This window comes from Kerstersia gyiorum, from assembly GCF_004216755.1.
GTDB lineage: Bacteria > Pseudomonadota > Gammaproteobacteria > Burkholderiales > Burkholderiaceae_B > Kerstersia > Kerstersia gyiorum.
In genome coordinates this window covers 53015-66533 of sequence record NZ_SGWZ01000006.1, presented here as the reverse complement: position 1 = coordinate 66533, position 13519 = coordinate 53015, and the positions used below count along the sequence as shown (strand labels likewise).

Genomic DNA, 13519 nt, shown 5'->3' with positions numbered 1-13519 from the left:
TTAGTCTTTAGTTACTGCGGAAACGGTCCCCAGGTCGGCTCACGGACTTCCCCGTTCAACACGGAGAGCGTCTGGCGGACGCGGCCATCGCTGGATACGGCTGACAGAACACCACGACCGCCATTCACGGCAGCGTACAACACTTGCTGGCCGTTGGGCGAGAAACTGGGGGACTGGTCATCGCTGCCGTTGGTCAACAGCGTTTCCGTTCCCGTGGCCAAGTCAAGCATGGCGACCCGGAAACCGCCTTCGCGCCTCGAAATGTACAGCAAGCGTCGTCCGTCGGGGGAAACCCTCGGAGAAATGTTGTAATTTCCATTGAATGTGACACGACGAGTGTTGCTCCCATCCAAATTTACTTGATAAATCTGGGGGCTTCCGGCCCGATCACTGGTGAAGTACAGGCTTTGACCGTCGGGGGCGAACACAGGTTCCGTGTCGATCAGCGGCGAACGGGTCACGCGCCGCAGGTTGGAGCCATCCGCATTGACCACGTAGACCTGAGACAGGCCGTCGCGCGTCAGGACCACGGCCAGCTGGTTGCCGTCGGGCGACCAGGCCGGGGCGGAGTTGCTGCCCTTGTAGTTGGCGACGGCATGGCGTTCACGGGTGGCCAGCGTGTGGGAATACACCACGGGCTTGCCGGATTCGAAGCTCACATAGGCCAGCTTCTTGCCGTCGGGCGACCAGGTCGGCGAAATGATGGGTTCGCGCGAACGCAGCGCCACGCGCGGGTTCTGGCCGTCGGCGTCCGCAATCTGCAGTTCATAGGTGTTGCCTTGCTTGAGTACATAGGCCAGACGGGTGGAGAACACGCCGCGCACACCGGTGATCTTTTCATAGATGCGGTCGGCGATTTGGTGAGCGATGCGGCGCAGTTCCTGCGCGGTGCCGGAGAACACGGCGGCATCCAGCTGGCTGGCCAGCACGGTGTCGACCAGGTGATAGCGCACTTCGTAGCGGCCGCCAGCCTGGGTGACGGTGCCATAGGCCAGCGTGTCGGCGCCACGGTCACGCCACTCGGCGAAATTGATTTCATCGCCCGAGCGCGGTTGCGCCGCCCCGGTGGAAATCAGGCGGAACTGGCCGGTGCGGGACAAGTCTGCGCGGATGACCTGGGAAATTTCCCGGCCTGCGGGGTCGTCGCTGAAGTCGGCAATGGCGATCGGATATTGCTGCGCGCCGGTGCCGGAGATATCCACGCGCAGTTGCGCATGGGCGGTGGGCAGGGCCAGGAACATGGCAGCCAGCACCAGCAGGCCGAGCAGCCGTTGCATCCAGCTTGCCAGCAGATTCTGCCGGTTTCGGTAGGCCAGTATGAGAGGCGGGAAAGTCATGTTGTTGCGCTCCTGATCTTCAATCGTATAGACGATAGCTTACATCTATCGTTTCAGGGTACTTGCCGGATACCGGCGGGGAACGTCGCCATGGGGCCGGAGCCGCCGTGGCGTATTCGAATAGGGGGAAACGGGCCTTCCTGCCGCCAGGCCGTACCGCTTGCTGTTGGCTGTCGGGACGGGCGGTGAGGCATGGATGCCGGGCGGATAGAATACCTCGGGCAGGGGCGGGCCAGTATGACGCAGCTGTCACGATTCGTTGCGCGTGTATCGCAGGCAGCGACGCCCCGGCACGGGGCTCGGCTGCCTGCGGGACGTTTGCGTGAAGGCTGTTCATCGCACCGGCTCCGCTCAGTCGTTCGGACGATAAATGACGTCGATGCGCTCGGGGTACTTGCCCGACGGCGGGCGCGGGAAGCTGCAACGCCGGATGCCGGTCTCCACTGCGCGGTCGAAGGTGGCTATGCCTGACGAGCGCCGCAGGCCGACATTCAGCACCTGGCCGCTCTGGTTCAGCTGCACCACGAATTCGGCCGCCGGATTGCCGCCGTTCAATTGTTCGGCGGTCGGGTGGAAGGAGACGCCGGCCTTGATGCACGCCCGGACTTGGGCGGCGTAGCCGCTGTCGTCGCCGCCGCCAGCCTGGTTGCGGTTGGCAGCGCCGCCCGGCAGGCCGGCAGCACCCAGCACGTCACCGCGCATGGCGTCGCGCAACTGGCGGTCGCGTTCTGCCTTGGCTTCGGCTGCCTTGCGGGCGGCTTCTGCCTTGCGCGCTTCTTCTGCCTTGCGGGTTTCTTCGGCGCGGCGCGCCTGCTCGGCGCGACGGGCTTCTTCTGCCTTGCGGGCGTCCTCGGCTTTCTTGGCCTCTTCAGCTTTCTTGGCTTCTTCTGCGCGTCGGGCTTCCTCGGCTCGCCGGGCCTCGGCAGCGCGGCGTGCCTCTTCGGCCTTGCGGGCATCCTCGGCCTTCTTGGATTCTTCTGCCTTGCGCGCTTCTTCCGCCTTGCGGATTTCTTCGGCGCGGCGCGCCTCTTCCGCGCGGCGGGCTTCCTGCGCCCGGCGGTTTTCCTCGGCCTTCCTGGCCTCTTCTTCCTTGCGTGCTTCTTCCGCCTTGCGGGCGGCCTCTGCCTTGCGCGCATCTTCCGCCTTGCGAGCTTCCTCGGCCTTGCGTTTTTCTTCAAGGGCGATTTCAGGGTCGGGCGCCTGTTCCTCGGGAGGCTTGGGCGGTGGCGGGGGAGGCGGTGGTGGCGGAGCGGGAGGCTCCGGCTTCGGTTCTGGTTGCGGCTCGGGTTTGGGGGCAGGCTTGGGCGGCGCCGGTTCGGACGGTGCCGATTCTGGCTGGCCGGCATTGGGGCTGTCGCCCGGCGCCCACATTTCTACCTGTATCGGGCGCGAATCGTCCTTGCTGCGCCACATGCCGACGACGACCAGCAGCGCCAGCACGCCGTGCGCCAGCAGGGATTGCACCAATGCCTTGCGCGGCAGCTTGGGCGCGTCGTCGTCAGGTATCACGTTAGGATCGGGATCGCGTGAGGATTTCATGATTCAGGGCTCAGCGCTTGCCAGTCTTGCTGTTGTCGGACGCCTGCTGGTCCACCAGCAGGCCCAGGCGCGCGACACCGGCGGCGCGCAGGGTATCCATGACTTTCATGACCTCTTCGTAGGGCACTTTGCCGTCGGCGGCAATGACGACCGGCGTATCCGGGGTCAGGCGACCCAGTACGGCGGACACCAGGTCGGCGCGGTTGATGCTTTCGACTTCGGCGCCCGCTTCGCGCATGCGCAGGCCGAGCTTGCCGTCCGCTTCCAGCTGGATTTCCAGCGGTGTGCTGGGAATCTGGTCGGCCTGTCCCACCGTGGGCAGGTTGATCAGCCCGGGCGTGATCAGCGGCGCGGTCACCATGAAGATGACCAGCAGCACCAGCATGACGTCGATATACGGAACGACGTTGATCTCGTTTTTCAGGCGGCGGCCGCCGCGGCCACCACGCGAGCGTAGTGATGCCATCAGCGCACCTGACGTTGGAGGATGTTGAGGAACTCGTCCATGAAGTTTTCGAACCGCAGCGCCAGACGGTCAATGTCGTGGGTGTAGCGGTTGTAGGCGACCACGGCGGGAATGGCTGCAAAGAGGCCGATGGCGGTGGCGATCAGGGCTTCGGCGATGCCGGGCGCGACCGATGCCAGCGTGGCCTGTTGCACATGGGCCAGGCCCACGAAGGCGTGCATGATGCCCCAGACCGTGCCCAGCAGGCCGATATAGGGGCTGACGGAGCCGGCCGACGCCAGGAAGTTCAGGTTCGATTCCAGGCTGTCGACTTCGCGCTGGTAGGCGGCGCGCATGGCGCGGTTCGGGCCGTCCAGCAGGGCGGCGTGGTCGGCGGGCGGATTGCGGCGCACTTTGGTGAATTCCGTCATGCCGGCGTCAAAGATGCGCGCCAGGGCGCCATGTTCGTTGCGGTGGGTGCTGATGGATTGCTGCAGCATGTTGAGGTCGCCACCGGACCAGAAATCGTTTTCGAAGCGGCGCGTCAGTGCCTGCTCGCGGCGCAGCGTGCTGCGTTTGCCGAAGATGAAGGTCCAGGACAGGATGGAAATCAATACCAGCAGCAGCATGATGACCTGAACCGGAATGCTGGCGTTCAGGATCAGTGACAGTATCGACATATCGGCGGAGGAGGATGCCATGGAGGGTGATTCCGTTATTCCGAAATGAAAGTGAGCAAAGTGGAGCGCAGCGGCTCAGGCACAGGCATGGGCCGCATGGTGTCAACGTTGACGCAACAGACTTGGATGGTGCTGGTGGCCAGCAGTTCCGTACCGCGCAGGACTTCCTGAAAAAAATCGACGGATGCGCCGCCGATGCGGGTGATGCGGCTGCGTATCGTGAGCAGGTCATCGAGGCGCGCAGAACGCCGGTACTGGATGCTGACTTCGCGCACCACGAACACGGCGCCCGTCTCGCGGGCATATTCGGCCTGGTTCACGCCCAGCCGGCGCAGCCATTCCGTGCGGGCGCGTTCCATGAACTTCAGATAGTTTGCATAGAAGACGACACCACCGGCGTCCGTGTCTTCGTAGTAGACACGGACTGCCAGCGTTTCGCCTGCAGGGGTAGCTTGGGAGGGAACCATGGTTGAGTCCTGCGGACGGGGTAAGGGATCAATAAGCGTCGAGCGTGGCCAGGATGGCTTCTACCGCCTGGGCCACCGGGATGTGCTCGGCATTGCCGGCGCGGCGGCTCTGGACTTCGACGATGCCGTCCTTGAGGCCGCGCTCGCCGATGGTGACGCGTACCGGCACGCCGATCAGTTCCCATTCGGCGAACATGACGCCGGGGCGCTGGTCGCGGTCGTCCAGGATCACGTCGATGCCGCGGGCCTGCAGCGCGCCGTAGATGGCTTCGGCTTGCTCGCGCACCGCTTCGCTCTTGCCCCAGCCCACCGGGCACAGGACGACTTCGAAGGGCGCCAGCGCGCGCGGCCAGACAATGCCCTTGGCGTCGTGGTTCTGTTCGATGGCGGCGCCGACGATACGGGTGATGCCGATGCCGTAGCAGCCCATTTGCATCAGCGCGGGCTTGCCGGTTTCGTCCAGGAAGGTGGCTTTCAGCGCTTCGGAATACTTGGTGCCCAGGTAGAACACGTGGCCGGTCTCGATGCCGCGCTGGATGGCCAGGCGGCCGCCCGACGGCGCCGGGTCACCGGCCACTGCATTACGGATGTCCGCAACCAGTTCCGGCTCGGCAAGGTCACGGCCCCAGTTCGCGCCGCTGTAGTGGAAGCCATCGGCATTGGCGCCGACGACGAAGTCGCTCATGTTGGCGACGGTCGTGTCGGCCACGACGCGTACTGGCAGGGAGGTACCGATCGGACCCAGCGAACCGGGGCGGGCACCGAAATGCTCGAGGATCTCGGCTTCGGTGGCGAAGCGCCAGCCGTTCTTCAGGCCCGGCAGCTTGCCGACCTTGACTTCGTTGAGCTCGTGATCGCCGCGGATCAGCAGCAGCCACAGCGTGGCCTTGCCGGTTTCGGCGTCATCGGTGGCGAGCACCAGGGATTTTACGGTCTGCGTCAGCGGCAGGCCGAGTTGCGCAGCCACTTCCTCGCACTTGCTGGCGTTCGGGGTGGCCACTTTTTCCAGGGCCTGGGCGGCTGGCGCGCGTGCCGGCAACAGGCAAGGCGCTTCGGCCAGTTCCATGTTGGCGGCGTAATCGCTGTCCGGGTCATAGACGATCAGGTCTTCGCCGGTGTCGGCAATGACCTGGAACTCATGGCTGCGGCTGCCGCCGATGGAGCCGGTGTCGGCGGCCACGGCGCGGAAAACCAGGCCCAGGCGCGTGAAGATGCGCATGTAGGCTTCGTACATCGTGTCGTAGCTGGCTTGCGCGCCGGCTTCGTCGCGGTCGAAGGAATAGGCATCCTTCATCGTGAATTCCCGTCCGCGCATGACACCGAAGCGGGGGCGGCGCTCGTCGCGGAACTTGGTCTGGATGTGATAGAAGTTCACCGGCAGCTGGCGCCAGCTCTGGATTTCGTTGCGGGCGATGTCGGTGATGACTTCCTCGGACGTGGGCTGCAGCACGAAGTCGCGGCCATGGCGGTCCTTGATGCGCAGCAGTTCGGGGCCATATTGTTCCCAACGGCCGGATTCCACCCACAGCTCGGCGGGCTGGACGACGGGCATCAGCAATTCCAGTGCGCCGGCCTGGTTCATTTCTTCGCGCACGATCGCTTCGACCTTGCGGATGACCTTCAGCCCGAGCGGCATGTAATTGTAGATACCGCCGGCCAGCTTGCGGATCATGCCGGCGCGGGTCATGAGCTGATGGCTGGTGACCTCGGCGTCGGAGGGGGCTTCTTTGAGGGTGTTCAGATGGTAACGTGAAGCGCGCATGGTAAGAGTGAGGCTCGAAGTAAGGGTCGAATCGGATCGGCAGAAGAAAAGGCTGACCGTATAATCACACGTAATTGTATTGAATTCGCTGGGGGTGGCTGATGCTTGACCGTGAAGGCTATCGTCCCAATGTCGGCATTATCCTTGTCAACCACAAGAACGAGGTGTTCTGGGGCAAGCGTATACGAGAGCACGCATGGCAGTTTCCGCAGGGCGGTATCAAGCACGGGGAAAGTCCCGCGCAGGCAATGTACCGCGAACTGCACGAGGAAGTCGGCCTGCTGCCGGAGCATGTCCGCATTCTGGGGCGTACGCGCAACTGGTTGCGCTATGACGTGCCGGAGCGCTTTTTGCGTCGTGATTCGCGCAGTCACTACCGGGGCCAGAAGCAGATCTGGTTCCTGTTGCGGCTGGTCGGACGGGACAGCGATGTTTGCCTTCGGGCGAGTTCGCACCCGGAATTCGACGCGTGGCGCTGGAGTCATTATTGGGTGCCGCTGGATTCTGTCATAGATTTCAAGCGGGATGTCTATTCGCTGGCGCTCAATGAGCTGGCGGCGATCCTGTTCCGGCGGGCGCAGCATAACAAACGTTATCTGCGGCATCGTCCGGGCGGGCGTCAGGACCAGGACGCAGGAGCGGGAACGCCGCTGTTGCTGTAGTCTGTAGGGAATGCGGCGCGAGGCGCCACCCGTTGCGGCGGGTGGCGCTTTCGCGGAAATGCCGGGATGGTTTACGATAGCGAATATGTTGGAAGATCTCGATCGACTCGTTGCCCGTATCGGGCAGTTGACTCAGTACTCGGCACGCCTCAAGGCCGAGCGCGTTGCTGCGCTTGAACGCGAGGCAGCCGCCGTGCGGCGCGGCTCACAGTTGCAAAGCCAGTTGCTCGAGCAGCGCGAACAGGCGGAAACGCTGCAGCAGTTGCTCGATGAGTGCGAGGCTTCCCGCCTGAGCCTGCAAACTGAAGTGGACAACGCAACAGCCGGTCTGCGCGCAGAGGTGGAACGCCTGTCGGCGGAAAACCAGCGCATGCGGGTGGAACTGGGTGTGCGCGAAGGCCAGCTGGTGCGCCTGCAGGCAGTGAATGAAGAAGCGCGGCAACGTATCGACGCCGTGCTGGAACGCTTGCCTGGTGCGCTGGTCGCGGCCCAGGAAACTGGCTCGGAGGCTAGGCAATGGAACGCGTAAATGCCACCATCCTGTCGCGTGATTACTCCCTGGCCTGCTCGGCCGAGGAAAAGCAGACCTTGCAGGCTGCGGTCAATCATGTGGCACGGGTGACCAACCACATCCAGGCCAGTGGCCGGGTGTCCGGCAATGAGCGCATCGCCGTGCTGGCTGCGCTGCAGATCGCCAGTGAACTGCTTGCCATGAAAGCGCCGGACGGGCCGCTGGGCAGTTTGGCAGTGGGTGATTTCAAGCGTAAAATTGAATCCGTGCACCAGATGATAGATGCCGCGCTGGCAGAGGAAAATCCTGCCTCCTGAGCCATCTGGCGCCGTACTTAGTATCCATTTTTACATGCAGTGAAGAATTGGGCGGGCTGTACCATCACACAGCTGGCCAGCAGGTTGTCCCTGCGGTGTTCGTGACTTGGCCATATTCTCTGAACCGATGCTTTTATGGCATAGGTTGTAAGGGCGTCCGGTAGGTGCGATCGTCTCTTGTCAGACGAACCCGAAGCCAGACCACGAGCGACCAACTTGAACTCTCTGGGTTCGAGATGCCGGCCTGGACGGCACACGCGGGGCATTCAATGTCGCGGGAACAAAACGCGTTTCCCGCAGTCAATCAAGGCGGTGTCGTGTAGCGGCACCGCCTTTTTTCTTTGGCGGCCGCTTCGTGACGGCAGGCGGCCGCCTGTAGGCCTTTGCTGCCGGGCGGGTGCCTGTTCGGCACGGGTTATTCTCGCCGTATTCTATTTTCCCTGTAGATAAAGGAGCACTCCATGCAGCGTACCCGACAACGTATGATCCGCCGTGGCGCCGCACTGGCCCTGGCGCTGGCCTTGCCCGCAGCGACTGCCTGGGCAGGCAACGGTGAAGACCGCCAGCCGCGCGATCGTGCGCCGCAACTGACCCTGCAGGCTCAGGCTGCAGCCAAGGTTCAACAGGATACGGTCTTGCTCACGCTGGCGTATGAGTCGGAAGCCGCCAGCCAGACAGATGTCAGCCGCGCGCTCAATGAGCATCTGGAAGCGGCCATGAAGATGTTGCGTGATGAAAAAGGCGTGAAGGCGCGTAACGGCAATTACCGCATCTGGCCCCAGACCGACCGCGACGGCCGCATCAGCGCCTGGCGCGGCCGGGCTGAAATCCTGCTGGAATCGACTGACTTTGCCAAGGCGTCCGGGCTGGCCGTCAAGGTACAAGATCAGATGCCCCTGGATAACATCGCTTTCATTCTCTCGGACGAGGCGCGCGCCAAGCACGAGGAGCGCCTGTTGCAACAGGCGGCGGACGCCTTCCGCCAGCGTGCCGGGGCCGCGGCCGAGGCCTTCGGCTTCAAGGGCTATGAGATTCGCAAGATCGACCTGGGCGGCAGTGGCGTGCAGTATGAAATGGCGCCGCGTCCTCAGATGATGATGGCCAAGGCTGCCGGTGCGGCCGCTGACAGCGTGCCGCTGGAAGCCGACACCGTGACGGTGTCGGTGTCGGTCAGCGGGACGGTTGCTCTGAAGCCCTGAAGAGAAGCCAGGCGCCGGCAAGGATCATGGGCAGTGACAGCCACTGGCCCATGCTCAGGCCGCCGGCGAGCAGGCCCAGGAAGCTGTCGGGTTCACGGGTGAACTCGACAGCGAAGCGGAAGATGCCGTAGCCGGCCAGGAACAGGCCGCTGATCTGCCCGGCGGGCCTGGGCCGCAGCGCGAAGAACCAGACGATCACGAACAGCGCCAGGCCTTCCAGGCTCATCTGATACAACTGCGACGGGTGACGTGCAATGCCATCCTGCGCCTGGGGGAACACCATGCCCCAGGGTACATTGGTTGCGCGCCCCCATAATTCACCATTGATGAAATTGCCCAGGCGGCCGAATGCCAGCCCGAGGGGGATCAGCGGGGTAACGAAGTCGCCGACTTCCAGCACCGAATACTTGCGGCTGCGTGCAAACAGCAGCAGCGCGATGACCACGCCCAGCAGGCCGCCATGGAAGGCCATGCCGCCTTCCCAGAGGTAAAAGATTTCCAGCGGATGCGACAGGTAGTAGGCAGGTTTGTAGAACAGCACATAGCCCAGGCGGCCGCCCAGGATTACGCCGATGACGCCATAGAAAATGATGTCGTCGAGATCGCGTTCGGTCAGGCGGGTCAGTCCGCCATGGCGGATACGCCAGCGGCCCAGCAGCCAGGCGGAAACGAAACCGCATAAGTACATCAGCCCGTACCAGTGCACGGCCAGCGGGCCGAGCTGCAGGGCAATGGGGTTGAATTCCGGATGTTGCAGCATGATATGAGGGAGCAGGGAGCCAGAGGAGCAATGCGGCGATCATACCAGCCGCTGCTGGACTGGAAAGTGACCATGGCCCGGCAAGCAAGTTCCCTGCCGGCAGGCTCGGGACTGGCGGTATCCGTCCCGAGCCTGCATCAGGTGCTTCAGTCCTGGCTGCTGCGGTAGGCCGCAGGCAGGCCGCGCTGTTCGCAGCAATTGCCCCAATGCTTGAGCTTGGAGGTATGGCCGATGCCGGGATTGAAGGTATTGGTCGGGTCGAGCTGGCGGTAAAAGTCGGCCAGCGCCGGCTTGGCGACGTAAAGATGGCCGACATTGTGCTCGGCCGGGTATTCCGCCTGGCGCGCATCCAGCAGTTTCCACATGCTGTGTTCCATTGCCAGCGGGTCCACGCCCTTGCGAACAATGTAGTCCTGGTGGAAGACGTGGCAGAAGAAGTGGCCGTAGTAAAGCTTGTGGATGATGTCGCCTTCCATCTCCTGGGGCAGTTGTTCTACCCAGTCGCGGTCGTTGCGGCGCAGCGCGATATCCAGGGCGACGATGTCCTGGACCGAGCGGCGATGCGTGTCGCGGTAGCGGATGGCTGCCCCGGCGATGGCAAAGCGGTGTAGGAAGGCCTTGCGGCCTTCTTCCGCGTCGCACTCGAAATAGGCGCCGCTGCTGCTGCCGCCGAAATGCTGTTGCAGGAAGGCGCGCGTGGCGTCGGCCGTATCGTTGGAGACGCGCAGCAGCAGGTGGTGCTCGTAGCGTTCGCGGTAGTCGCGCATGCGGCGCGGCAGGTGATTGGGCAGCAGCGCGGTGAAAGCCTGCAGCACGTGGTCGGTGAGGCCTGGCAGACCCAGGCGTTCGCAGACGTCGTCAATGCGGCTTTTGATGGCGAAGGCCTTGGGGACGCGCGCCGTGCCGAACTTGTCGATCAGCAGGAACACATCCTTGCCGTACTTCGCGCCGATGTCGAACGCCGTGCGGTGGATGTATTCGCCGGCGATGGGCAGGCTGGGCAGTTCAGTCAGCAGGTGGCGGCGCACCTCGGTGAGGTCGTCGGGGTTGTTGCTGCCGATATAGAACACCGTGCTCGGTTCGCGCGGGAAGGTATCCAGGCGCACCGCAAACAGGCAGATGCGCCCGGCAGAGCCGGACGCTTCGTGCAGTCGCGAGGGGTCGGCATTGAAACGCGCGGGCGTGGGCTCGTCTACCTGCCGGACGTGTTCGGCATAGCGCGGGTCCGATGCTGCACCGGCGTCGTTGGCGATGTCCTCGGGCTGGTAGTCACCGGATTGCAGGCGGGTCAGGATTTCCTCGGGCGTGTCACCCAACCGGATACCGAGGTGATTGACGAGCTCCAGTTCGCCGTCTTCCCGGACCCGGGCGTACAGGGCCAGTTCGGTGTAGGCCGGGCCGCGCCGCACCAGTGCGCCACCGGAATTGTTGCAGACTCCGCCCAGCACCGACGCGCCTATGCAGGAGGAACCAATCACCGAGTGTGGCTCGCGGCCCAGGGGGGCCAGGGTTTGCTCCAGGCGGTCCAGCGTGGCGCCGGGCAGGCAGACAACTTGCTCGCCGCCACGTATGACCTGCACGCCAGTGATGCGCATCGTGTTGATCAGGACGATTTCGCGGTCGTAGTCGTTGCCGTCCGGCGTCGAACCGCCGGTCAGGCCAGTGTTCGCTGCCTGCATCAGGACAATGCGGCCCGAAGCGACAATGGCCTGTACTGCCTGCCATTGTTCGAGCAGCGTGCCGGGCCGCACGACGGCGAGGACTTTGCCTTCGCCGGTACGATGCCCCTTGCGGAAGCGCCGGGTGGCGGAGGCATGGGTCAGGACGTTGTCGGCGCCGACCAGCTGGCGCAACCGGGACAGCAGCTGGGTGCCGTCACTGGCGGTGCTGTCAGTGCTTTCGGTGGTCATGCGAGTCCCTCCTTGACCAGCAGGTCGGAAGTGATTTCACCGATATTCCGCGCGCCGGTCAGGGTCATGGCGACGCGGATTTCCTTGTCGAACAGGTTCAGCAAGTTTGCCACAGCTTCCTGGCCGCCGGCAGCCAGCGCGTAGATATAGGCGCGGCCTATCATGGCCAGGTCTGCGCCCAGCGCCATCATGCGGACCACATCCAGGCCGCTGCGTACGCCGGAATCGACCAGGATCTTCAGTTGCCCCTTGACTGCGTCGGCAATGGGGGGCAGTGCCTTGGCGGCGGAGAGCACGCCGTCGAGCTGGCGGCCGCCATGGTTGGACACGACGATGCCATCGGCGCCGAAACGGACGGCATCGCGAGCGTCTTCAGGATCAAGAATACCCTTGATGACCATGGGGCCTTGCCAGAAATCGCGTATCCATTCCAGGTCTTTCCAGGAAATGGTGGGGTCGAAGTTGGCGCCCAGGTAGCCCATGTAGTCTTCCAGGCCGGTGGGCTTGCCCAGGTAGGCCGAGATGTTGCCCAGATCATGGGGACGGCCAAACAGGCCGACGTCCCAGGACCAGCCCGGGCGGGTGACGGCCTGCAGATAACGGCGCAGGTTGGCATTGGGGCCGCTCATGCCTGAATGGGCGTCGCGGTAGCGTGCGCCGGGGATGGGCATGTCCACCGTGAAGACCAGCGTCGAGCAACCGGCATCGCGGGCGCGTTCCAGCACATTGCGCATGAAGCCGCGGTCTTTCAGGACATACAGCTGGAACCACATGGGGCGCTTGATCTTGGGCGTTACTTCCTCGATCGGGCAGACCGAAACGCTGGACATGGTGAAGGGGATGCCCTTGGCATCCGCCGCGCGTGCGGCCTGGACTTCGCCACGGCGCGCATACATGCCGGTCAGGCCGACGGGCGAGAGCGCCAGCGGCATGGACAGCGTTTCGTCGAACAGCCGGGTGCTCAGGTCCAGGGTGGCCGTGTCTTTCAGGATGCGCTGGCGCAGCAGGATCTCTGACAGGTCGCTGACATTGTGGCGCAGGGTGTCTTCGGAATACGCGCCGCCGTCGATGTAGTGGAACAGGAAGGGCGGCAGGCGTTTCTTGGCGGCCAGGCGGTAGTCGGAGGGAGAAGAGATGATCATGGCTGTATTTCCAGAGAGGGCAGGCGGGCGGAGCGCTCGCGCCTGGCAATGTCGTCATCCATTTTGTGCAGCGTGACTCGCACGTACTCCAGGTGATCGCTGATGATGCTGCGGGCACGCTCGGGGTCTCCTGCAAGAATGGCCTGCATCAGGCTTTCATGCTGGATGGTGAGTTTGTCCTGTGAGGACGGGCTATCGTGGATGAACATGACGCGGCGGTTTTGCGCCACGGTAGAAAGAACCAGGTCGAACAGGCCGCGCATGACCTGCAGCAGGACCAGGTTGTGGGAAGCTTCGGCGATGGCCAGGTGGAATTGCGCATCGGCATGCGCGGATTGCGTGACGTCGCCGCGCTGCTGGTGGGCAATCATCTGCTCATAGCAGCGCTGGATTTTTTCCTTGTCTTCGTCGGTGGCGCGCAGTGCTGCCAGGGCGGCCGTATTGGATTCCAGCGCAGCGCGGGCTTCCAGGACGTCGTAGCGGTAATGCGGGTCTTCCAGCATCAGCGCTGCCAGCGGTGAGATCGACTGTTGCGGCCATTGGTGCGCGGCGGCCTGAAGAAACGTGCCGGAGCCGATTTTGCTCACGAGGATGCCATGGCTGGACAGCTTCTGGATCGCCTCGCGCAGCGCCGTGCGCGACACCCCCAACTGTTCAGCCAGGCTGCGTTCCGCAGGCAGGCGTCCACCGGGCGCGATCCCCTGGGCCTGGATCAGTGAAAGCAGTTTTTCGGCAACTTGGTCGGAAAGGCGCATGGTCGAGAAAATCAATATTCCTCAGCGGCAATG

At 63.7% G+C, this 13519-nt stretch carries 14 protein-coding genes and 1 other RNA gene; 5 read left to right on the top strand and 10 right to left on the bottom strand.

The window, feature by feature from the left end; genetic code table 11:
* Window positions 1-11: 11 nt before the first annotated feature.
* From tolB to EV679_RS15225, 6 genes are all read right to left on the bottom strand, one after another.
* Window positions 12-1277 (bottom strand): Tol-Pal system beta propeller repeat protein TolB, encoded by a 1266-nt coding sequence (gene tolB / locus EV679_RS15250; RefSeq protein ID WP_068374505.1) that lies wholly within the window; start codon window positions 1275-1277, stop codon window positions 12-14.
* 411 nt (window positions 1278-1688) lie between these two features.
* Window positions 1689-2876: a cell envelope integrity protein TolA gene (gene tolA, locus EV679_RS15245; protein ID WP_130487671.1), complete on the bottom strand. Its 1188-nt coding sequence runs from the start codon at window positions 2874-2876 to the stop codon at window positions 1689-1691.
* Window positions 2877-2886: 10 nt separating this feature from the next.
* Window positions 2887-3342, bottom strand: a complete 456-nt coding sequence (locus EV679_RS15240) for an ExbD/TolR family protein (protein ID WP_068375273.1) — start codon at window positions 3340-3342, stop codon at window positions 2887-2889.
* Complete coding sequence (gene tolQ, locus EV679_RS15235) at window positions 3342-4022, bottom strand: protein TolQ (protein WP_068375270.1); 681 nt, start codon at window positions 4020-4022, stop codon at window positions 3342-3344. The genes EV679_RS15240 and tolQ overlap by 1 nt, the downstream gene beginning before the upstream one ends.
* Window positions 4023-4036: 14 nt before the next feature.
* Window positions 4037-4468 (bottom strand): tol-pal system-associated acyl-CoA thioesterase, encoded by a 432-nt coding sequence (gene ybgC, locus EV679_RS15230; RefSeq protein WP_068375268.1) that lies wholly within the window; start codon window positions 4466-4468, stop codon window positions 4037-4039.
* Window positions 4469-4496: 28 nt separating this feature from the next.
* Window positions 4497-6230 carry a proline--tRNA ligase gene (locus tag EV679_RS15225; protein WP_130487670.1) on the bottom strand — a complete coding sequence of 578 codons (1734 nt, stop codon included), beginning with the start codon at window positions 6228-6230 and terminating at the stop codon, window positions 4497-4499.
* A gap of 101 nt (window positions 6231-6331) precedes the next feature.
* On the opposite strand from EV679_RS15225, the gene EV679_RS15220 reads away from it, so the two are divergent.
* The 5 genes from EV679_RS15220 (at window position 6332) to EV679_RS15200 (ending at window position 8919) form a co-directional block, all read left to right on the top strand.
* On the top strand, window positions 6332-6892 hold the full coding sequence (locus EV679_RS15220; protein ID WP_068375263.1) for an RNA pyrophosphohydrolase: 561 nt from the start codon (window positions 6332-6334) through the stop codon (window positions 6890-6892).
* A gap of 85 nt (window positions 6893-6977) precedes the next feature.
* Window positions 6978-7421, top strand: a complete 444-nt coding sequence (locus EV679_RS15215; protein ID WP_127773190.1) for a hypothetical protein — start codon at window positions 6978-6980, stop codon at window positions 7419-7421.
* Entirely contained in the window at window positions 7409-7720 is a 312-nt protein-coding gene (locus tag EV679_RS15210; RefSeq protein WP_068375257.1) for a cell division protein ZapA, read from the top strand. Before EV679_RS15215 ends, EV679_RS15210 begins: the two co-directional genes overlap by 13 nt.
* 84 nt (window positions 7721-7804) lie before the next feature.
* A non-coding RNA gene (gene ssrS, locus EV679_RS15205) (6S RNA) lies at window positions 7805-7988 on the top strand.
* 193 nt (window positions 7989-8181) lie between these two features.
* Window positions 8182-8919, top strand: a complete 738-nt coding sequence (locus EV679_RS15200; protein ID WP_068375254.1) for an SIMPL domain-containing protein — start codon at window positions 8182-8184, stop codon at window positions 8917-8919.
* Here EV679_RS15200 and lgt read toward each other — a convergent pair.
* The 4 genes from lgt to lldR all read right to left on the bottom strand — a co-directional run bounded on the left by lgt (window position 8891) and on the right by lldR (window position 13486).
* A complete protein-coding gene (gene lgt / locus EV679_RS15195) occupies window positions 8891-9679 on the bottom strand; it encodes a prolipoprotein diacylglyceryl transferase (RefSeq protein ID WP_068375251.1) in 789 nt (262 codons plus the stop codon). The genes EV679_RS15200 and lgt overlap by 29 nt on opposite strands.
* 146 nt (window positions 9680-9825) lie before the next feature.
* On the bottom strand, window positions 9826-11589 hold the full coding sequence (gene dld, locus EV679_RS15190; RefSeq protein ID WP_130487669.1) for a D-lactate dehydrogenase: 1764 nt from the start codon (window positions 11587-11589) through the stop codon (window positions 9826-9828).
* Complete coding sequence (gene lldD / locus EV679_RS15185; RefSeq protein WP_068375245.1) at window positions 11586-12731, bottom strand: FMN-dependent L-lactate dehydrogenase LldD; 1146 nt, start codon at window positions 12729-12731, stop codon at window positions 11586-11588. Before lldD ends, dld begins: the two co-directional genes overlap by 4 nt.
* A complete protein-coding gene (lldR, locus tag EV679_RS15180; RefSeq protein ID WP_068375293.1) occupies window positions 12728-13486 on the bottom strand; it encodes a transcriptional regulator LldR in 759 nt (252 codons plus the stop codon). Before lldR ends, lldD begins: the two co-directional genes overlap by 4 nt.
* Window positions 13487-13519: the final 33 nt, after the last annotated feature.